Genomic DNA, 19,503 nt, shown 5'->3' with positions numbered 1-19,503 from the left:
TCGCCGGCCGATACCATGCTCGACCCTGGCGGAGGACAAGTCCAGCCCGCGGTGCGCGGGCTGGCATCTTCGGGCAAAAGCCTTCAGATTGCCCGCCCGTCACCACCCGATCGGACGAAGAGGGAAGCCATGGTCGCGCTGAACCGGACGACGCTGGGCGAGCTGCCGGAACGGATCGCGAGGCCCGCCTACGATCGCGGCCGCGTCACGGTCGGCATCGCGCACGTGAGCGTCGGCAACTTCCACCGCGCGCACCAGGCGGTCTATGTCGACCGCTGCCTGGCGCTGCCCGGACACGAAGGCTGGGGCATCTGCGGCATCGGCGTCGTCGACAGCGAGACCGAGCGCGCCAAGGCCGAAAGCTTCAAAAGGCAGGACGGGCTCTACACGCTGACCGTCTTTCCGCCCAAGGGCGAGCCCACGAGTGCCGTCATCGGCTCGATCGTGGACTATGTCTTCGCCCCGGCCGATCCGACGGCGGCGCTCGCCCGCCTGAGCGATCCCGCAATCCGCATCGTCTCGCTCACGATCACGGAAGGCGGCTACAACATGGACGAGGGCACGGGCGCCTTTCGTCTCGATGCTCCCGACGTCGCGCACGACCTCGCCCATCCCGGCCGCCCGCGCACCGCGTTCGGCCTGATCGTCGAGGCCCTGGCGCAGCGGCGCGCCGCCGGCGTTCCGCCCTTCACGGTGCTGTCCTGCGACAATCTCCGCCACAACGGCGACGTGGCCCGCCGTGCCGTGCTCTCCTTCGCCGACGCGCGCGAGCCGGCGCTCGCCGCCTGGATCGAGGCCAACGTCACCTTCCCCAACGGCATGGTCGACCGCATCACGCCCGCGGTTCCGCCGGCCGACATGCGGCGGCTCAATGCGCTCACCGGCGTCGACGACGAGGTGCCGGTCTTCGCCGAGGACTTCATCCAGTGGGTGCTCGAGGACCGCTTCTGCAACGGCCGGCCGCAGCTCGAGGCCGTGGGCGTCCAGTTCACCGACGACGTGAGCGCCTACGAGCAGATCAAGCTCCGGATGCTCAACGCCACGCACATCATGCTCTCCTACCCCGGCCAGCTCGGCGGCTACCGCTTCGTTCACGAAGCCATGGCGGACCCGCGCATCCTCGCTCATCTGCGGGCGTTTTTGGATCGCGACACCATCCCGCTCCTGAAGGCTCCGCCCGGCATGCCGCTCGAGCGTTACCGCGACATTGTGCTCGAGCGTTTCGCGAACCCCGCCATCAACGACCAGCTCGCGCGCCTCACCTCCGACAGCTGCTCGAAGATCCCCGTCTTCCTCGGCGACACCATCGAGGCCTGCCTGACGCAGGGCCGCGACCATCGCCGCCTCGCGTTCCTGCTCGCCGCCTTCGCGCGCTATCTCGCCGGCGTCGACGACCGGGGCGTACCGTTCGAGCCTCTGGAGCCGCATCTCACCGAGGACGACCGCCGGCTCGTGCACGCCCCCGACCCGACGGCACCTTTGCGCATCCACACGCTCTCGGGCCTTCGCCTAGAGCGCTCGCCCGCCTTCGTCGCGGACTTCGTGCGCTATCGCGCGATGATCGCCGAGAAGGGCACGCTCGCCACCGTCGCGGCGCTGAATGGCTGAAGGCGGCATCGGATCTGCGGCTTATCACGCCACGGTTGGTTTCCGCCTTGACGATGACCGCGAGCCCCTCCAGCTTGCGCCGCCCCGGCATGCCCGTCACGAGCCCGAGAAGGAGGGATGATGTTCTCACACCGCGAGGAAAGCGCGCCGGCCCCGACCGTCCACCAGACCCAGCAGCCGGCACAGGCGACGGCCCCCGCGGCGGAGGCGCCCGTGGCACCGCAGCAGCCCGAGGCGCCGGCCACGCCGAAGCTCCTGATCGTCGGCGCCGATATCAGCCTCTCGGGCGAGATCGCGGCCTGCGACCGGCTCGTGGTCGAGGGTAGCGTCCAGGTGAAGCTCAACCGCACCCGGGCGATCGAGATCGCAGAGAGCGGCCGGTTCACCAACGGCTCGGCCGAGGTCGAGGAGGCCGAGATCGGTGGGGTCTACGAGGGCGACCTCACCGTGCGCAACCGGCTCCTGATCCGCGCCACCGGCCGCGTGTCGGGCAACGTGCGCTACGGCGAGCTCGAGCTCGAGCGCGGCGGCAAACTCTCCGGCATGGTGACCAGGATCGGGGACGAAGGCTGAGGCGGCCCGCGCGGCTGCCCTACCCCGCCCACAAGGCACGCGGCGGCGCTTCCGGCTGCGGATCCGCCATAAAAGCGCCATCCCTCGAGCGTCGCTCGCCTCGTCGACGCCGAGGCGAGGCCGTGGAGCAGCGCCCGCATCCGTCTCGCAGGCCGCGAGAATGGGCCTGGTCGGCCTGGAGGCTGCGCCTCGCTGCGATCGGCGACGAGCGGGCATGCCCTGCCGCGGCGCCATCAGCCGTCGAGCCGCCCGCAGGCGCCGCTGCCTACTCCGCCGCCTCGGCGTAGGGCTGGCGCGCCGCCCCGCCCGCGGCGCGGTCGGGCTCGAGCGGGTGGACGTGCTCGGCCGACCAGTAGGCGATCGCGTGATCGCCCCGGCTCACCGGGCTCGCGAAGAAGGCAGCTTCGGGCTCGTGGACGATGAACTCCTCCTCGCTGGCGTCCGCGAGGGTCACCTTCACGAAGGTGCCCTGATACTCGACCGCCTCGACCGTGGCTCGAACCGCGTTCTCGCTCGCCGGCTCGCCCGCACCGGCGCGGTGCAGCCCGATCTGGTCGCGCCGGATCGAGCACCACGCGGTCTCGCCGGGACGCACCTGCCTTCCCTGCAGCGGCATGCGGTAGCGGGCTCCCCGATAGCCCTCGAGCAGCACGAAGTCGCCGTCCGTGCCCAGCACCCGGCCGCACAGCACGTTCTGCCCGCCCAGGAATCGGGCGACGTAGGGGCTGCGCGGCCGGGCGTAGACGTCGCGCGCCGAGGCCGCCTGCTCGATGATGCCCTGGTTCATCACCACGACAAGATCGGCGAGGGCGATCGCCTCGGGCTGGGTGTGGGTGACGTGGATGAAGGTGATGCCGAGATCGGACTGGAGCCGCTTGAGCTCGCTGCGCATCCGAAGGCGCAGGAACTCGTCCAGCGCCGAGAGCGGCTCGTCGAGCAGCAGCACGCGCGGGTTGGTGATGAGGGCCCGCGCCAGCGCCACGCGCTGCTGCTGGCCGCCCGAGAGCTGCGCCGGCACCCGGTCGGCGAAAGCCGACATGTGCACGATCTCGAGCATCCGATCGACCTTGGCGTAGCGCTCCTCCTTGGCGAGGCCGCGCATCTTCAGGTTGAAGGCGACGTTGTCGCGCACCGTGAGATGCGGGAACAGGGCGTAGGACTGGAACATCAAGGCCGTACCGCGCCGGACCGGCGGCAGGCCGACGACGTTCTGCCCGCCGATCCTGATCTCGCCGCTCGTGGGCGTCTCGTGACCCGCGATCATGCGCAGGATCGTGGTCTTGCCGCAGCCCGAGGGGCCCAGAAGGCAGCAATAGCTGCCGTGCGGGATGGTGAGGCTCACGTCGTTGACGGCGAGCGTGCCGCCGAAGCGCTTGACGACGTTGCGGAGCTCGATCTCGCCGGAGCCGTGCGGGGTGGTGACCATGGATTGTTCTCGATTGCTTGTCGTGACGTCTGGCGTCAGCGGCCGCCGCCGGCCTTGCCGCTGCGCCGCCGCTGGATGACGACGATCGAGGCGAGCGCCGCCGAGATGATGAGGAACGAGACCGCCGTGGTGAGCGTGCCGAGCGCGAACACCGAGGGTGTGGTCACGGTGTTGGTCATGGCGAACACCTCGAGCGGCAGGGTGTTCTTGGCGCCGACGGTGAGGACCGAGCGCGGGAACTCGTCGTAAGAGAGCGTGAAGCCGAACAGGGCCACGCCGATGAGGCCGGGGGCCAGGATCGGTATGGTGACTTCGGTGAGCGTGCGCCAGCTCGAGGCCCCGAGATCGCGCGCCGCCTCCTCGTAAGCGCGGTTGAAGCGGTTGAAGATCGCGAACATGATGAGCAGCCCGAAGGGTAGCGTCCAGGTGAGGTGGGCACCCAGGCCCGTCAGCCACCAGACCGGGGTGAGCTTCAGGATCTGGAGCACGATCGCGATCCCGAGCCCCACGAACACGCCCGGCATCACGAGGCTCGCGATCGCCATGTAGAAGACGACGCTCGCACCCACGAAGCGCTTCCTGAAGGCGAGGCCGGCCGAGAGCGAGATGACGAGCGTCAAGACGGTGGCGAGCAGCGCCAGGATCAGCGAGCGCTCGAAGGCGCCCGCGAAATCGCCGGTCCGCTCCTGGCCGAAGAGCGCCTCGAACCAGTGCAGCGAAAAGCCGCGCATCGGGAAGGTGAGCCCGCCCGTGGGTCCCTGGAACGACAGGATGTAGATCGCCGTCATGGGTCCGTAGAGGAAAAGTACGAACAGGACGAAGACGGCAGTGAGCACGTAGAACGAGAAGGGTCGGCGGCCGTTGGCGGTGCGCATCCGTGGCTTTCCTTTCCTCAGCCGGCGAGCTCTTTCCTGACGTCGACGACCCGGAGGATCGCCGCCACCATCAAGGTCACGATGACGAGCAGCACCACCGCGCCTGCGGCCGCGGTCGGGTACTGCAGGAGGGCGATCTCGTTCATCATCGCCGAGACCACGGAGCCGCTCTGCCCACCGCTCATGGTGCGGACGACGAAGAAGTCGCCCATGACGAGCGCGATGACGAAGATCGAGCCCAGTGCGATGCCGGTCTTCGAGAGCGGCAGCACCACCTCCCAGATCACCTGCCAGGGCTTTGCCCCGCCGTCGATCGCAGCCTCGATCAAGGCCGGGTCGATCCTCGCCATGGCGTTGAAGATCGGCACGATCATGAAGAGCGTGAACAGATGCACGTAGGCCAGGATCACGGCGAAGTCCGAGAACAGCAGGAACTCGAGCGGCTCGCTCGTGATCCCGGCATTCATCAATGCCTGATTGAACAGCCCTTCACGCCCCAGGAACGGAATCCAGGAGATCATGCGAATCACGTTGCTGGTCCAGAACGGCACGGTGCAGAGGAGGAAGAGACCGATCTGCCAGAGCAGATTCTTGACGTGGAAGACGAGATAGTAGGAGATGGTGAAGCCCAGGACGAGCGTGATCGCCCAGGTCACGACGGCGTAATAGATGGTCTTGAGATAGATCGAGTACGTCACCGGTGAGGTAAAGATCCAGGCATAATTGTCGAGGATGAAGTCGGGATAGATGTCGAACTCGTCGTAGCTCCAGAAGCTCACGACCAGGATCGCGGCCACGGGTATGACGAGGAAGAAGAGCAGCAGGAGCGTGAGGGGAGCCACCTGCAGGTAGGGTGCCAGCCGTCGCATGGTCTCGCTTCGCGTTGCCGGGGCCTCAGAAGCGGCCGGGGCACGGGACCCTTCACGGGCGCCCGTGCCCCGGCGCGTGGGCATCGTCGGGCTCTAGTAGGAGGTCAGGCCGAGACGAACTCGTTCCACTTGCGGACCATGTAGACGTTCTCGTCCATCACGGTGTTCCAGCAGGCGATGTTGCCCATGCGCTGCCAGAAGGCGCCGCCGTCCCGAACGCTGCCAGCCTTCTCCATGACGTTGCCGTAGGGGTCCTTGATGTCGTTCTGGGCCGGCTTGCCCTCGTACCAGTAGCCCCATTCGTCCTCGGTGAGGAACTTCCTCGCGGTCTCGGGCACGGAGGAGTAGTAGCCCTGCTTGGCGATGAAGCCGCCCTGCCAGCCCGACAGATACCAGTTGAGGTACTCGTAGGCCGCATCCAGCTTGATGCCCGAGAGGTGTCTCATGAGCCCGAGGCCTGCGGCCCAGGCGCGATAGCCCTCCTTGAGCGGCACGTAGGCGCACGGGATGCCGCGCGTGCGCACGGCCGTCACCGCCGGCGACCACATCGACTGCAGCACGACCTCGCCCGAGGCCATCAGGTTCACCGACTGGTCGAACGAGTTCCAGAACGCGCGGAAATGGCCCTGCTTCTTGAGATCGATCAGGACCTTGACGGTCTTGTCGATCTCCTCCCTCGTCATGTTGCCCTTGTCGCCGTACTTGAGATCGCCCCGGCTCTCGAGCGCCATGGCCACGTCCATGATGCCGATCGAGGGAATGTCGACGAGAGCCACCTTGCCCTTGAACTCGGGGTTCAAAAGCTCGCTCCAGTGCTCGATCGGCCGACCGATCAGGTCGGGACGGATGCCCAGCGTGTCGGCGTTGTAGATCTGCGGCAGAAGCGAGGCGTAGGCCGTCGGGCTCTTCGCGAAGGTCTTGGCGTCCGCACCCTGCACGTACTGGATCTCGTAGGGCAGCGTCCCCTGCCGGCTGACCTCCCTGCCGTCCGGATACTTGCCTTGGGTGAAGATCGGGACGATCTGATCCCAGAGCTTGATCTTCTTGATCTCGATGCCCTGCATCCCGCCACGCGGGAACACCTTCTGCACCGCCCAGTACTCGAGGTCGGCGATGTCGACCGTCTCGGGCTGGGTGACCACGCGGTTGACCAGCGCGTCGCCGTTGACGCTCTGCATCTCGATCTTGAAGCCGAGATCCTGGCTCGCCTGCCGGGCGATGTCGATGATCGCCGAGTAGGACGAGCCGACATGGACGAGCGTCACGTTCTTGAGGTTCTGCGCCCAGATCGTCGGGAAGCCGGTGATCGTCCCGGAGCCGACGGCCGCACCTGCCACGGCGGCCGCACCCTTCAGCACGGTGCGCCGGTCGATGCCGGGCTTCACGGCCTCCCCTTCGGGGGGCGGGCTGGTCTTCTCGGTCATGCCTTCCCTCTCCTCGGCAGCACCTCGGCACGGGAGGTGCAGGCCTTTGGTCTTCGTCGTCGTGGCGGCGGCTCCTGGCCGTCGCTCGCTTCTGATTCTGCGGCCATTCTGGGCCCGGCCGGTCCGGTGTCAAGCGCGGCTCCCGACGGGCAGGGCAGCCTTCGACTGGAGGAAGGCAACAGCGAGCACGTTGTGTGCCGATCTCACGACCGATCTTCCGCCCCGCGGCCCGCCCGCCGTGCCGATCCCGGCCGGCGCTCGCCCGGGGAACCCGCTCGGGCACCCGCCATTTCCCTCGGCGAGGCGGCGCCCCATCTAGGAGGGCACTGGCCCGAACGTCCCCGCTGCCGCCGGCGTCGACCCGGGCAGCCGGCCGGGGCGGCTCCGAAGGACGCGATCATGCGACGATTCCTTGCCATTCTCATGGGCGACGAGAGCGCGTGGGCGGACGAAGGTTTGCCCCGTTTCGACGATGCGCAGGTGTCAGCGGCGGCGCTCATGGTCGAGGCGGCGCGGCTCGACGGCACGTTCGGCGCGGACGAGCGGCAGAGGATCGAGACGCTGCTCGAGCGGCGCATGGGCCTGCCGGCGGAGCTCGCGCGGAAGCTCCTCGAGCAGGCGGAGCGGCGTGCCACCGAGAGCGTCGCCTGGCAGGGCTTCACGCACGCCATCAAGGAGGCGCTCGACTACGAGGGACGGATCGGGGTGCTCGAGATGCTCTGGGAAGTCGTCTACGCCGACGGGTATCTGCACGACTACGAGGCCTCGCTCCTGCGCCGCGTGGCCGGCCTCCTCTACGTCAGCGACCGCGACAGCGGCGAGGCCCGCCTGCGCGTGCTGGCGCGGCTGGGGCTCGAGCCGGAGCGGACACCCACGACGTCCGGGTGACGGCGGTGGACCTGTCTCGGCGCAGCGAGCTGCAGGAGATCATGGACGACCCGGCCCTGCCGCGGGCGGAGTACGAGCGCTGTCTGCACGACCTCGCCGCCGTGAACCGGGTCACCCTCACCCATCGCCCCACCCTGCGCTGGCTGGAGCGCGCCACCCGCGGCCTGCCGGCCGACCGGGCCGTCTCGATCCTCGACGTCGCCTGCGGCGGGGGCGATCTCCTGCGCGCCATCCATCGCTGGGCGGCCCGCCGGGGCCGGACGGTCCGGCTGGAGGGTATCGACCTGAACCCGCGCAGCGCCGCCGCCGCCGCGGCCCGGACTCCGGCCGGCTGGGATATAAGGTGGCGGACGGGCGACGTGTTCGACCACATGCCCGACCCCGCCCCCGACTTCATCGTCACCTCGCAGTTCACCCATCACCTGGCCGATGCCGATATCGTCCGCTTCCTGCGCTGGCTGGAGCGCCACGCCACGAAAGGCTGGCTCATCGTCGACCTGCACCGCGCCGCCTTCGCCTACCGGGGCTTCGGTCTCCTCGCGACCGTGGCGCGCTGGCACCCGATCGTGCGCAGCGACGGCATGATCTCGGTCGCCCGCGGCTTCCGCCGCGCCGAATGGGAGCGGCTCCTGGCCGAGGCCGAGGTAAGGGGCGAGATCGCCTGGCAGCTCGGTTTCCGCTGGTCGGTGAGCCGGCTGAAATGATCCACCCGAGCCGGCCTCGGGCCCCGGCCCTTCTTGCCCATTCGACCGGGGCGATGCGCCGTGGCTTCCTCGTGCGCGGCAGGCCGGGCGTCGGACCAGACGGATCCGGAAGGGCGGAACGTTGACATCGGGCCGCCGGCCGCTATAGTCCGCGCTCACGTCCGGCGGCCGCCCCTGGCGAGCCGTCTTTCTCGTCCTTTTCCCAAGCCTGCCTCGGGAAGCCCATGTACGCAGTGATCAAGACCGGCGGCAAGCAGTACCGCGTCGCCAAGAACGATGTGATCAAGATCGAGCGCCTCGACGGCGAGGTCGGCGCCGAGATCACCTTCCCCGAGGTCCTGATGATCGGCGGCGAGAACCCGGTCGTGGGCACGCCCACTGTCACCGGTGCCGTCGTGAAGGGCACCGTGCTCGAGCAGGCCAAGGGCGAGAAGGTCATCATCTTCAAGAAGCGCCGTCGCAAGAACTACCGGCGCCGCAACGGCCACCGCCAGCTGCTGACGGTCGTGCGCATCGCCGACATCGCGGTGGCCTGAGGCCGCATCAGAGCATCCTCGGAGATAGCCCATGGCACACAAGAAAGCAGGCGGCAGCTCCCGCAATGGCCGCGACTCCGCCGGCAAGCGCCTCGGCGTGAAGAAGTTCGGCGGCGAGGCCGTGGTCCCGGGCAACATCATCGTCCGCCAGTGCGGCACGAAGTGGAAGCCCGGCAAGAACGTCGGTCTCGGCCGCGACTACACGATCTATGCCCTCGTCGCGGGCAAGGTGCGGTTCAGCGAGCGCAGCGGCCGCACTTATGTCTCCGTGACCCCGGTGGCTGCGACGACCGCCCAGGCGGCCGAGTAAATCTCACTCCAAGGATCGCTGGCGGGAAACTCCTCTCCCGCCCATATGCCCCGTCATGCGCTTTCTCGATTCGGCCAAGATCTGGGTGAAGAGCGGTGACGGGGGCAGCGGTTCCGCGAGCTTCCGTCGCGAGAAGTTCATCGAGTTCGGCGGTCCCGATGGTGGCGACGGCGGCCGTGGCGGCCACGTCTTCGCCGTGGCCGATCCCGGCCTCAACACGCTGATCGACTACCGCTACCAGCAGCACTTCAAGGCCCAGCGCGGCGAGAACGGCATGGGCCGCGAGCGGACCGGCAGGAACGGCGAGGACGTGATCCTGCGAGTTCCCGTCGGCACACAGATCTATGCCGAGGACGGCGAGACCCTGATCGCCGATCTCCTCGTTCCCGGCGAGAAGGTCCTGATCTGCAAGGGCGGCGACGGCGGCTTCGGCAACGTCCACTACAAGAGCTCGACCAACCGCGCCCCGCGCCGCGCCGATCCCGGCTGGCCGGGCGAGGAGCGCTGGATCTGGCTGAAGCTGAAGCTCCTCGCCGACTGCGGCCTCGTGGGCCTGCCCAACGCCGGCAAGTCGACCTTCCTCGCCGCCGTCAGCCGGGCACGGCCCAAGATCGCGGACTATCCCTTCACCACGCTCGAGCCCATGCTGGGCACGGTGGTGATCGACCACGACAGCTTCGTCGTCGCCGACATTCCGGGCCTGATCGAGGGCGCTTCCGAAGGCCGCGGTCTCGGCGACCGGTTCCTGGGCCACATCGAGCGCTGTGCGGCGCTGATCCATCTGGTCGATGCGACGCAGGACGACGTGGCAGGGGCCTACCGCACCATCAGGAACGAGCTCGAGAGCTACGGCCACGGGCTCGCCGGGAAGCCCGAGCTCTTGTGCCTCTCCAAGATCGACGCGCTCACACCCGAGCTGGTCGCGGAGAAGCGTGCGGCACTGCAGGAGGCCGCTCCGGGGGCGAAGATCCACGCGATCTCGGCCGTGGCCCAGGAAGGGCTCGCGCCCGTGCTCTACGCGGCCTACGCGCTCGTGAAGGAGCGGCGCGCCCGCGCCGCGGCCGAAGCCGCGCCCGCAACCTGAGCCATGGAGCCCTTGCTGCAGAAGGCGCTGGGCGCGCGCCGGCTGGTCGTCAAGGTGGGCTCCTCGCTCTTGGTCGAGCCCGACGGCAACGTGCGCACGCTCTGGCTCGACAGCCTCGCCCGCGACGTGGCTGCGGCACGGGCGCGCGGCCAGCAGGTCGTGATCGTCACCTCGGGTGCGGTCGGCCTGGGGCGAAAGCGCCTGCGCCTGCCGCAGCGCCCCTTGCGGCTCGAGGAGAAGCAGGCCGCGGCCGCCGCCGGCCAGATCGTGCTCGCCCGCGCCTGGCAGGAGAGCCTCGCGCGCGTGAAGCTGGAAGCGGCGCAGATCCTCGTCACCCTCGAGGACACGGAGGCGCGCCGGCGCTACCTGAATGCGCGCGCCACGATGGAGACGCTGCTCAAGCTCGGCGTGGTGCCGGTCGTCAACGAGAACGACACGGTGGCGACGAGCGAGATCCGCTTCGGCGACAACGACCGGCTCTCGGCCCGGGTCGCGATCATGGCGAGCGCGGCGACGCTGATCCTCCTCTCCGACATCGACGGCCTCTACACCGCCGACCCGCGCAAGGACCCGGACGCCCGGCATCTTCCCGTCGTCGAGACCATCACCCCCGAGATCGAGGCCATGGCCGGGGGCTCGGGCAGCCTGGTCGGCACGGGCGGCATGGTGAGCAAGCTCGCCGCCGCGAGGATGGCGACGGCCGCGGGCTGCGCGGTCGTGCTCGCCCGAGGCCAGAGCGAGCGCCCGCTCGCGGCTCTCGAGGCCGGTGCCCGCTCCACCCTGTTCCCGGCCCGTACCTCGCCCCGGCGCGCCCGCAAGGACTGGATCGCGGCGAGCCTCGGCGTCATGGGCACGCTCGAGATCGACGCTGGCGCTGTCTCGGCCCTGAAGCGCGGCTCGAGCCTGCTCCCCGCCGGCGTGCGCGCGGTCGAGGGCACGTTCGAGCGCGGCGATGCCGTCCTGATCCGCGCTCCCGACGGCACCCCGATCGGCAAGGGACTCTCGGCCTACGACGCCGCCGACGCCCGCGCCCTGATCGGCCGGCGCACCGAGGAGATCGAGACCATCCTGGGCTATCGCGGCCGGGACGAGATGATCCACCGGGACGATCTGGTTCTGCTGTAGAGACTGCCGATCCCGTCCCGCCGTCCGTGACCTCTCTCGCCGCTCGGAGAACCCGTCGCGGAGCCCCCGAGATCGCCTTGCTACGCAGGGGCTCTCGGAGGTGCCGGTTGCCCGGCTAGAGCATGCTCCTGACCGCCCACAGCTCCGGAAAGAGCACGTGGTCGAGGGCGCGGCGCAGGTAGGGCACGCCCGAGGTGCCGCCAGTGCCTGGCTTGAGGCCGATGATCCGCTCGACCGTGGTGACGTGGCGGAAGCGCCACTGGCGGAACCAGTCCTCGAGATCGACCAGCTTCTCGGCGAGCTCGTAAAGTTCCCAATGATGGCCGCTGTCGCGATAGACCTCCTCCCAGGCCGCCGCCACCGTGACGTCATGGGCGTGCGGCCGCGCGAGGTCGCGCTCGAGCACGGCCGGCGCCAGCTCGAAGCCACGGCGGGCGAGGCAGCGTATGGCCTCGTCGTAGAGGCTGGGCGAGACGAGCTCCGCCTCGAGCTGCGCCAGGGGCTCCGGTGCGCCCGCGAACACGGCGAGCTTGGCGCGCGAGCGGTTGCCCAGGATGTACTCGACCATTCGGTACTGGTGCGACTGGAAGCCCGAGGCAGGACCCAGGAGGTGGCGGAAGGTGAGATAGTCGGCGGGTGTCAGGGTGCTGAGCACGTCCCAGGAGCGGATGAGCTGCTCTTGGATGCGCGACACCCGCGCCAGCATCTTGAACGAGGGGCCGAGATCGTCGGCGCGGATGGAGGCGCGGGCGGCGCGCAGCTCGTGGATCATCAGCTTGAGCCACAGCTCGGTCGCTTGATGGATCACGATGAACAGGAGTTCGTCGTGGCTCGTGGAGACGGGACGCTGGCAGGCGAGGAGCTCATCGAGCGCCAGATAGCGGCCATAGGTGAGAGCACCCTCGAGATCGGTGCGCACCCCGGGCTCGAGAGGATCGGGCATCTCCCCGGGCGGCGCGGCGCGTGGCGCGGGTCGTCCCATGGCTCTGACTTCCGGCGTATCGCGGACTGCCGATCCGGACAGGATAGCCCGGAAGGGACGGGGCGCAAGGCAGGACGCGCTGCGGCGGGTCGGGCAGGGGCGCGAGTGGCGTTGCCGTTCAGGCGATTCGGGCCGGTAGGCTTCCAGGCGGCGATGACGGATCTTCGACGATGGCCGACACCATCGGCTCGAGCCGATCCTGGCCGATCATCCGGCCCTGCCGGCGCGGCGGCTGCCCGCCTCGCCGCTGGCCCGCCGCAAGACGCGGGGCGAGCGGCGCCGGGCTCGTGCGAGGCTTTCGCGCGGCATTTCAGAAGTGCACGGCGCCTGGAGCTGCCGCTCGCCGGGGTCGCCGCGGAAGGGGCATCGCCCGACGAGATCCCACCGCGCCTGCTGGTGAGTCTCGCCGATGCGAGCGGGCGGGATCTGGCGCTCGGGATCGTGCTCGGAAGCGATCCTTCGGCTGGCATCCTCCGGGTATGGACGACGGCCGATCCCTCCCGGATCGGCCGGATGCGCTGCGGCGCGGTGACGCTGGACGAAGGCTGCCACGAACTGCCGCCGGCTCAGGCGGCGAGGGTCGCCAGCCTCGGGATCATGCCCAGCGCCTCGAAGGCGTCGAGAAGCTCGACCGAATAGCGCATCTCCCAATCGGGCCGCAGCTCGAGGAGCCAGGTCTCGGCCGCGAGCGCATCCTCGTGGCTCTGCAGCGCCAGGACGATCGGCAGGCCGTCCATGGCGGCACGGGAGATCGGAATCCGATAGGCCCTGAGGAGCTCCTCGAGCCGACCGTGGTCGGCCACACCGAACCAGCAGGCATGGTCGGTCGCCGCGAACAACTCCTCGGGCGCTCCCGGCAGGCCGGGCGGGGCGATGGCGAGCCGAAGCGAATGCTCCGGAAACAGGCGGCGCAGCAGCCTGGGTCGCATGGCGGATCCCCCGCGAATGGTCGGACCAAGGCCACTCGGGCGGCGCCGACCTCGTTCCGTGACGCGGGCGTGGCAAAGCAAGCAGCGTGCCAACGCCCGGTGCCGCCTTCTCGGGCACGGCACTCGATGGCGTGATCAGGAAAGAGGCAGGCTGCTCGTGGAAGCGGCAGCCGAGGCTGCGGCTCCGGCCGGGTCTGCGGCTCCGCTACCCTGCCCGGCGTCCGGCCCCGGGCTGCCGTTCCGCCCGAGCTTGGCCGACGGCCTTCCGGCTGGTAAGCACGGGCTTCGCTATACGAGCCGCCGCTTGCGGTTTTCCCGACGAGGCAGCGCCATGGCAACGGTTCTTCAGGATTTCTCGCTGGAGCAGGAGATGCAGGCCCTGGGTCGCGCGGCGCGTGCGGCCGCGCAGGCTCTGGCGCTGGCACCGCGACCGGCGAAGGATCGCGCCCTTCTCGAAGCAGCGGCGGCGCTGCGCGACCAACGGGCGGCGATTCTGGACGCCAACGCGCAGGACATGGCGGCGGCGCGCAGCAAGGGCCTCGGCGGCGCCATGCTGGATCGACTCATGCTCGATCCCAAGCGGATCGAGGCGATGGCGCAGGGGCTCGAGGCGGTGGCGGGGCTCGAGGACCCGGTCGGGCGCGAGCTCGCCCGCTGGCGGCGGCCGAACGGGCTCGACATTGCGCGCGTGGCCGTGCCCTTGGGGGTGGTCGGCATCATCTACGAGAGCCGTCCCAACGTCACCGCCGATGCCGGCGCGCTCTGCCTCAAGGCCGGCAACGCCGCGATCCTGCGCGGCGGCTCGGAGAGCTTCCACTCCTCGCGCGCCATCGTGGCACGACTGAAGGAGGGTCTGGCCGCAGCCGGCCTGCCCGAGGCCGCGATCCAGCTCGTGCCGACGGTGGATCGAGCCGCAGTCGGCATCATGCTGCGCATGAGCGAGCACATCGACGTCATCGTGCCGCGCGGCGGCCGCTCTTTGATCGAGCGGGTCTATGCGGAGAGCCGGATCCCGATCCTCGCGCACCTCGAGGGCAACTGCCACACCTATCTCCACGCGAGCGCCGATCCGAAGATGGCGGTCGAGGTCACGCTGAACGCCAAGATGCGCCGGACGGGCATCTGCGGCGCCACCGAGACGCTGCTCGTCGACCGCGCCGCAGCGGAGCGGCTGCTGCCGCCGGTCCTGGACGCCCTGATCGCGGCCGGTTGCGCGATCCGGGGCGACGAGACGGTCCAAGGGCTCGAGCCGCGCGCCGCGCCGGCGAGCGAGGAGGACTGGCGCACCGAGTATCTGGACGCGATCCTGGCGGTGAAGACCGTGGCGAACCTCGACGAGGCGATCGCGCACGTGAACCGCTACGGCTCGCACCACACGGACAGCATCGTCGCCGAGGATGCGGCGGCGGCGGCGCGGTTCCTTTCCGAGGTCGACAGCGCCATCGTCATGCACAACGCGAGCACCCAGTTCGCTGACGGCGGCGAGTTCGGCTTCGGCGCGGAGATCGGCATCGCTACCGGCCGGCTGCACGCGCGGGGCCCCGTCGGCGTGGAGCAGCTCACGAGCTACAAGTACGTCGTGCGCGGCAGCGGCCAGACCCGGCCGGTCTGAACGATGACGGGCCTGTCCGAGCCCAGGACCCTGCGGCGGCCGGTGGCACGGCTCACCGTTCCGCCGGCCGAGGCCGAACCTCCTGCCGCACCGTCCCATCGTCCGTTGCGGGTCGGGCTGCTGGGAGGCTCGTTCAACCCGGCGCACGAGGGACACCGCTACGTCAGCCTCGAGGCCCTGAAGCGGCTGCAACTCGATCAGGTCTGGTGGCTGGTCTCGCCGCAGAACCCCTTGAAGCCCGTGGCCGGCATGGCGCCGCTCGCGGAGCGGCTCAGGGCCGCCGCCGCCATGGCGCGCCATCCCCGGATCAAGGCGATGGCGCTCGAGGCGCGGCTCGGGACGCGCTACACCGCCGACACGCTGCGCCGCCTCGCGCAGTGGCGGGATCACCGCTTCGTCTGGCTGATGGGGGCCGACAATCTCGCCCAGCTCCCGCGCTGGCGACACTGGCGGGCGATCCTCGAGGCCTGTCCGGTTGCGGTCTTCGAGCGCGCCCCCTATTCTTACCGGGCGTTGGCCGGGCCTGCTGCAGGCACCCTGGCCGATGCCCGGCTGTCGGCGTCGCGGGCGGCGGAGCTCGCGGCCACCGATCCGCCGGCCTGGATATTCGTCCGTCTTCGGCCGCATCCGGCCTCCGCGACCGCGATTCGGGCGCGGGCAAAAGCCGGCGGCGGCTGATGGTGGCAGAGGAGATCGGATCATTAACGAGCTCGAACCGACCGGCACGCCCGTATCGGAAGCCGCCCTTCCTCCCGACGAGCTGCTCACGCTCGTCAAGCGCTCCCTCGAGGACGACAAGGCGATCGACCCCGTCACCATCGATCTGGCCGGCAAGACCAATATCGCCGACTTCATGGTGGTGGCGACCGGCACCTCGCAGCGCCACATCGCGGCCATGGCCGAGAAGCTGATCGAGCGCCTGAAGGCGGTGGGTCACGAGCACGCACTGGCCGAGGGCCTGGACGATCCGACCGCGAGCTGGATCCTGATCGACGCGGGCGACGTGCTGGTCCATCTGTTCCGCGCCGAGACCCGCGCCTTCTACGACATCGAGAAGCTCTGGTCGGTGGCGCCGCCGCGCCGCACCGCCGGCACAGCGTCGAGCTGAAGCGCCGTTGGATCTCCTCGTCGTCGCGGTCGGGCGCAGCCGTGACGCGCTCACGGATGGGCTGTTCCGGGACTATGCGCGGCGCTGTCCCTGGCCGATCCGCCTGATCGAGGTCCAGCCGCGCGGCAATGTGCCGCCCGAGCGGCGCAAGGCGGCCGAAGCCGGGCTCCTGCTCGCCGCGATCCCGCCGGGTGCCATCGTCGTGGCGCTCGACGAGCGTGGCCGCGACCTGACCAGCGAGACCTTCGCCGAGCGGCTCGGCGACTGGCGCGACCAGGGCCGACGCGCGGCGGCGTTTCTGATCGGCGGGCCCGACGGCCTCGCCGAGTCCGTGCTGCGGGCGGCCGATCTCGGCCTCGCCCTCGGTCGGATGACCTGGCCGCATCGCCTCGTGCGCGTCATGCTGGCCGAGCAGCTCTACCGTGCCACGACCATTCTCGCTGGCCATCCCTACCACCGCGCCTGATCATCACACCCTCACCTTCCGATGTGCCCGTACGGCACGTACCGCGATGCGCGGAAAGGCTCGTGCTCGCCCGAGAGCGCCTGCTCGTCCTCTAACTTCCCGAAGGTCTCCTTGGGGGTGGAACGATGACGGGTGCTGCGCGGATGAATCGCCGGTCGGTGCTGGCCGGCATGGGATCGGCATGGGCTTTGGGACACACCGCGACACGGGCCCATTCCCAGACGGTGACGCCAGCCCTCGTCTGGCCGGGAAGCACATGGGCCACGGCGCGACCCGAGCAGGTAGGCATGGACCCGCAAGCGCTCGCGGACGCGGTGGCCTATGGCACGGCGCGCGGAGGCTCCGGACTGATCGTCCGGAGCGGCTATCAGGTCGCGAGCTGGGGCAGCCAGACGCAGCTCTACGATCTGAAATCCACCACCAAGTCGATAGGCTCCGTGCTTCTCGGGCTCGCGATCAAGGACGGGAAGGTTCAGCTCGACACGAAGGTGCGGCCGCTCCTGCCCGAGATCGACGTCACGCCCACGGACAGTTCCACCAGGAGCTGGCTGCCGCTGATCACGGTCCGACACCTCGCCACCCACACGGCGGGCTTCGAGAAGACGGGCGGCTTCGGCAGGCTCCTGTTCCAGCCCGGCACCAAGTGGTCCTACAGCGACGGCGGTCCCAACTGGCTCGCCGATCTCCTCACCGTCCTCTACGCCAGCGACCTCAAGACCGTGCTGCAGAAGCGCGTCCTCGGCGACCTCGGCGTCGCCACGTCGATGCTGAGCTGGCGCAAGAACATCTATCGGCCGACCACGCTGCGTGGCTTCCTGCGCCGGGAGTTCGGCTCGGGCATCTCCGCCTCGGTCGACGCCATGGCGCGCATCGGGCTCCTCGTGGCGCGCGACGGCCGATGGCGCACGAAGCAGATCCTGCCGCCGGGCTACGCCGCGCAGGTGGGCACGACGCCGGCCGCGCTCCGCGACCTGCCGCTCTACGACCCGAGCAAATATCCGGGCGCGCCCGAGGATTACGGCTTTCTGTGGTGGAACAACAGCGCGGGTATCCTCGCCGGGGTGCCGGGCGACGCCTTCTGGGGCTGGGGCCTCGGCGACAGCTTCATCCTGGTCGTGCCGAGCCGGGATCTGGTGGTGGTCCGCGCCGGACCGGCATGGAACGACTCCTGGGGCAAGCTCACGACCATCCAGCCCTTCTTCGCCAAGGTGACCGGGGCAGCCGCCGGCTGACGGATCCGCTCCCGATCGCCCTCCCTCGCGCACGGCGTCCGGGCTAAGCTCGCGGTGAGAGGCTGGCGGCGGGCTTCGCCCGATGACGCCGGCGCGAGGAGAGGACGAGGCCCCGATGCGCGACTTCGAGCTTCCAGGCCGTTCCACGGCCTATGCCCAGAACGGCATGGCGGCGACCTCGCATCCGCTCGCCACGCTCGTGGCCGTGGACGTGCTGCGCGCCGGCGGCAACGCGGTCGATGCCGCGATCGCCGCCGTGGCCGTGCTGGGCGTGGTCGAGCCGCACCAGACCGGGATCGGCGGCGACTGCTTCGCTCTCTATGCCCCGGCCTCGGGCGGCGTGGTGGCGCTGAACGGCTCCGGCCGGGCACCCGCAGCCATGACGATCGAGCGGCTCGCGAGCCTCGGCGTCACGACGATCGGGAACCGCAGCCCGCACAGCGTCACCGTGCCCGGTGCTGTCGCGGGCTGGGCGGCGCTACTCGACGCCTACGGCACCCGCACGCTGGGCGAGCTGCTGCAGCCCGCGATCCGTTGCGCCGAGGACGGGTTCCCCGTCACACCGCGGGTCGCCTGGGACTGGCGGCGCCATGCCGCCACGCTCGAGTACAGCCAGGGCGGCCGCGACTACTACCTGCCGGGCGGACGGCCGCCCGAGGAGGGCCGGATCGTGCGCCTGCCGGCCCTCGCCCGCACCTTGCGCCGGATCGCGGACGAAGGCCCGCGCGTGTTCTACGAAGGCGAGCTCGCGGCGCGCATGGTGGCTTCGCTCCAGACGGCCGGCGGCCTGCATACCGAGGCCGACTTCGCGGCGGCCGCGGCCGAGTTCGTCACCCCCGTCCACACGACCTATCGCGGCGACGTGGTGGTCTACGAGTGCCCGCCCAACGGGCAGGGCATCGTGGCGCTGCTGCTGCTCAACATCCTCGAGCGGTTCGATCCCCGCCAGATGGCGGGCGATGGTGCTTTGCGCCTCCATCTTCTGGCCGAAGCGACCAAGCTCGCGTTTCGCGACCGCGACGCCGCGCTGGCCGATCCGGCCCAGGCCGAGGTTCCGACCATGCGGCTCCTCGACAAGGCCTACGCCAGAGCGCTGGCCGAGCGCATCGACCCCGAGCGGGCCATGACCGAGCTGCCCCGGCCGCTGCTCGAGCCTCATCCCGATACAATCTACCTCACCGTCGTCGACCGCGATCTCAACGCCATCTCCTTCATCAACTCGCTCTACGACGGCTTCGGCTCGGGCCTGGTCTGCTCCGAGACCGGTGTTCTGTTCCACAGCCGGGGCCGCGCCTTCCGGCTCGATCCCGCGCACCCGAACGCGATAGCACCGGGCAAGCGGCCGATGCACACCATCATTCCGGGCCTCGCCTTCAAGGGCGGCGAGCTCTGGTGCAGCTTCGGCGTCATAGGTGGCGACTACCAGCCCGTGGGCCACGCCCACCTGATCACCCGCCTCGTCGACGACGGGCTCGATCCGCAGGCAGCCCTCGATGCGCCCCGGATCATGGCCTATCCCTGCGACCTCGAGGCGGAGGCCGGGATCGGGCGGGCCGCACGGGCCGGCCTTATCGCGCGCGGCCATCGCGTCGTCGACACCAAGGCACCGCTGGGTGGCGGCCAGGTGATCCTGGTCGACCGCCGGCGCGGGGTTCTGATCGGCGGCTCCGACCCGCGCAAGGACGGGCTGGCCTTGGGCTTCTGAGATACGAGAAGCCGGCAGCAGATTTGACCTCCGGCTCGCATGCGTTA

20 protein-coding genes are annotated in these 19,503 nt (G+C 69.9%); 14 read left to right on the top strand and 6 right to left on the bottom strand.

Annotated elements, in window-relative coordinates; all coding sequences use genetic code 11:
* Window positions 1-129 precede the first annotated feature (129 nt).
* Both U1T56_RS03320 and U1T56_RS03315 read left to right on the top strand, forming a co-directional pair.
* Window positions 130-1,608 (top strand): mannitol dehydrogenase family protein, encoded by a 1,479-nt coding sequence (locus tag U1T56_RS03320; protein ID WP_418158015.1) that lies wholly within the window; start codon window positions 130-132, stop codon window positions 1,606-1,608.
* A 117-nt stretch (window positions 1,609-1,725) separates the two neighbouring features.
* Window positions 1,726-2,181, top strand: coding sequence for a bactofilin family protein (locus U1T56_RS03315; RefSeq protein ID WP_418158014.1), 456 nt, complete (start codon window positions 1,726-1,728; stop codon window positions 2,179-2,181).
* 265 nt (window positions 2,182-2,446) lie between these two features.
* Here U1T56_RS03315 and U1T56_RS03310 read toward each other — a convergent pair whose 3' ends face one another.
* Genes U1T56_RS03310 through U1T56_RS03295 form a run of 4 tightly spaced genes read right to left on the bottom strand, consistent with a single transcriptional unit; the run spans window position 2,447 to window position 6,775 of the window.
* Window positions 2,447-3,607 carry an ABC transporter ATP-binding protein gene (locus U1T56_RS03310; RefSeq protein ID WP_418158013.1) on the bottom strand — a complete coding sequence of 387 codons (1,161 nt, stop codon included), beginning with the start codon at window positions 3,605-3,607 and terminating at the stop codon, window positions 2,447-2,449.
* 35 nt (window positions 3,608-3,642) lie between these two features.
* Complete coding sequence (locus U1T56_RS03305) at window positions 3,643-4,482, bottom strand: ABC transporter permease (protein WP_418158012.1); 840 nt, start codon at window positions 4,480-4,482, stop codon at window positions 3,643-3,645.
* A 17-nt stretch (window positions 4,483-4,499) separates the two neighbouring features.
* The gene (locus U1T56_RS03300; protein ID WP_418158011.1) at window positions 4,500-5,435 is read right to left on the bottom strand and encodes an ABC transporter permease; all 936 of its coding nucleotides are present in this window, start codon (window positions 5,433-5,435) and stop codon (window positions 4,500-4,502) included.
* 20 nt (window positions 5,436-5,455) lie between these two features.
* Window positions 5,456-6,775, bottom strand: coding sequence for an ABC transporter substrate-binding protein (locus tag U1T56_RS03295; protein WP_418158010.1), 1,320 nt, complete (start codon window positions 6,773-6,775; stop codon window positions 5,456-5,458).
* A gap of 399 nt (window positions 6,776-7,174) precedes the next feature.
* On the opposite strand from U1T56_RS03295, the gene U1T56_RS03290 reads away from it, so the two are divergent.
* The 6 genes from U1T56_RS03290 (at window position 7,175) to proB (ending at window position 11,422) form a co-directional block, all read left to right on the top strand.
* On the top strand, window positions 7,175-7,663 hold the full coding sequence (locus U1T56_RS03290; protein ID WP_418158009.1) for a tellurite resistance TerB family protein: 489 nt from the start codon (window positions 7,175-7,177) through the stop codon (window positions 7,661-7,663).
* Between the two features lie 5 nt (window positions 7,664-7,668).
* Window positions 7,669-8,367: a methyltransferase domain-containing protein gene (locus U1T56_RS03285; protein ID WP_418158008.1), complete on the top strand. Its 699-nt coding sequence runs from the start codon at window positions 7,669-7,671 to the stop codon at window positions 8,365-8,367.
* 224 nt (window positions 8,368-8,591) lie between these two features.
* A complete protein-coding gene (gene rplU / locus U1T56_RS03280; protein ID WP_418158007.1) occupies window positions 8,592-8,903 on the top strand; it encodes a 50S ribosomal protein L21 in 312 nt (103 codons plus the stop codon).
* A 31-nt stretch (window positions 8,904-8,934) separates the two neighbouring features.
* Entirely contained in the window at window positions 8,935-9,213 is a 279-nt protein-coding gene (gene rpmA, locus U1T56_RS03275; RefSeq protein ID WP_418158006.1) for a 50S ribosomal protein L27, read from the top strand.
* 55 nt (window positions 9,214-9,268) lie between these two features.
* Window positions 9,269-10,297 carry a GTPase ObgE gene (gene obgE / locus U1T56_RS03270; protein ID WP_418158005.1) on the top strand — a complete coding sequence of 343 codons (1,029 nt, stop codon included), beginning with the start codon at window positions 9,269-9,271 and terminating at the stop codon, window positions 10,295-10,297.
* A gap of 3 nt (window positions 10,298-10,300) precedes the next feature.
* Complete coding sequence (gene proB, locus U1T56_RS03265) at window positions 10,301-11,422, top strand: glutamate 5-kinase (protein ID WP_418158004.1); 1,122 nt, start codon at window positions 10,301-10,303, stop codon at window positions 11,420-11,422.
* Between the two features lie 115 nt (window positions 11,423-11,537).
* Here the strand turns inward: proB and kynA are convergent, their stop codons facing one another.
* Both kynA and U1T56_RS03255 read right to left on the bottom strand, forming a co-directional pair.
* Window positions 11,538-12,404: a tryptophan 2,3-dioxygenase gene (gene kynA / locus U1T56_RS03260; RefSeq protein ID WP_418158003.1), complete on the bottom strand. Its 867-nt coding sequence runs from the start codon at window positions 12,402-12,404 to the stop codon at window positions 11,538-11,540.
* A 566-nt stretch (window positions 12,405-12,970) separates the two neighbouring features.
* Window positions 12,971-13,333 carry a hypothetical protein gene (locus U1T56_RS03255; protein ID WP_418158002.1) on the bottom strand — a complete coding sequence of 121 codons (363 nt, stop codon included), beginning with the start codon at window positions 13,331-13,333 and terminating at the stop codon, window positions 12,971-12,973.
* A gap of 331 nt (window positions 13,334-13,664) precedes the next feature.
* On the opposite strand from U1T56_RS03255, the gene U1T56_RS03250 reads away from it, so the two are divergent.
* From U1T56_RS03250 to ggt, 6 genes are all read left to right on the top strand, one after another.
* Complete coding sequence (locus U1T56_RS03250) at window positions 13,665-14,945, top strand: glutamate-5-semialdehyde dehydrogenase (RefSeq protein WP_418158001.1); 1,281 nt, start codon at window positions 13,665-13,667, stop codon at window positions 14,943-14,945.
* A 3-nt stretch (window positions 14,946-14,948) separates the two neighbouring features.
* Window positions 14,949-15,623 (top strand): nicotinate-nucleotide adenylyltransferase, encoded by a 675-nt coding sequence (locus tag U1T56_RS03245; RefSeq protein ID WP_418158000.1) that lies wholly within the window; start codon window positions 14,949-14,951, stop codon window positions 15,621-15,623.
* Window positions 15,535-16,053 (top strand): ribosome silencing factor, encoded by a 519-nt coding sequence (gene rsfS, locus U1T56_RS03240; RefSeq protein WP_418158139.1) that lies wholly within the window; start codon window positions 15,535-15,537, stop codon window positions 16,051-16,053. The genes U1T56_RS03245 and rsfS overlap by 89 nt, the downstream gene beginning before the upstream one ends.
* A 7-nt stretch (window positions 16,054-16,060) precedes the next feature.
* Window positions 16,061-16,519, top strand: a complete 459-nt coding sequence (gene rlmH / locus U1T56_RS03235) for a 23S rRNA (pseudouridine(1915)-N(3))-methyltransferase RlmH (RefSeq protein WP_418157999.1) — start codon at window positions 16,061-16,063, stop codon at window positions 16,517-16,519.
* Between the two features lie 287 nt (window positions 16,520-16,806).
* Window positions 16,807-17,751 carry a serine hydrolase domain-containing protein gene (locus U1T56_RS03230; protein WP_418157998.1) on the top strand — a complete coding sequence of 315 codons (945 nt, stop codon included), beginning with the start codon at window positions 16,807-16,809 and terminating at the stop codon, window positions 17,749-17,751.
* Window positions 17,752-17,866: 115 nt separating this feature from the next.
* A complete protein-coding gene (gene ggt / locus U1T56_RS03225; protein ID WP_418157997.1) occupies window positions 17,867-19,456 on the top strand; it encodes a gamma-glutamyltransferase in 1,590 nt (529 codons plus the stop codon).
* The last annotated feature ends 47 nt before the right edge of the window (window positions 19,457-19,503 follow it).

The organism is Benzoatithermus flavus, assembly GCF_037908215.1.
Taxonomy (GTDB): Bacteria; Pseudomonadota; Alphaproteobacteria; order Geminicoccales; family Geminicoccaceae; genus Benzoatithermus; species Benzoatithermus flavus.
The sequence above is the reverse complement of the archived record's forward strand: the minus strand, read 5'-3'. Positions and strand labels throughout refer to the sequence as shown.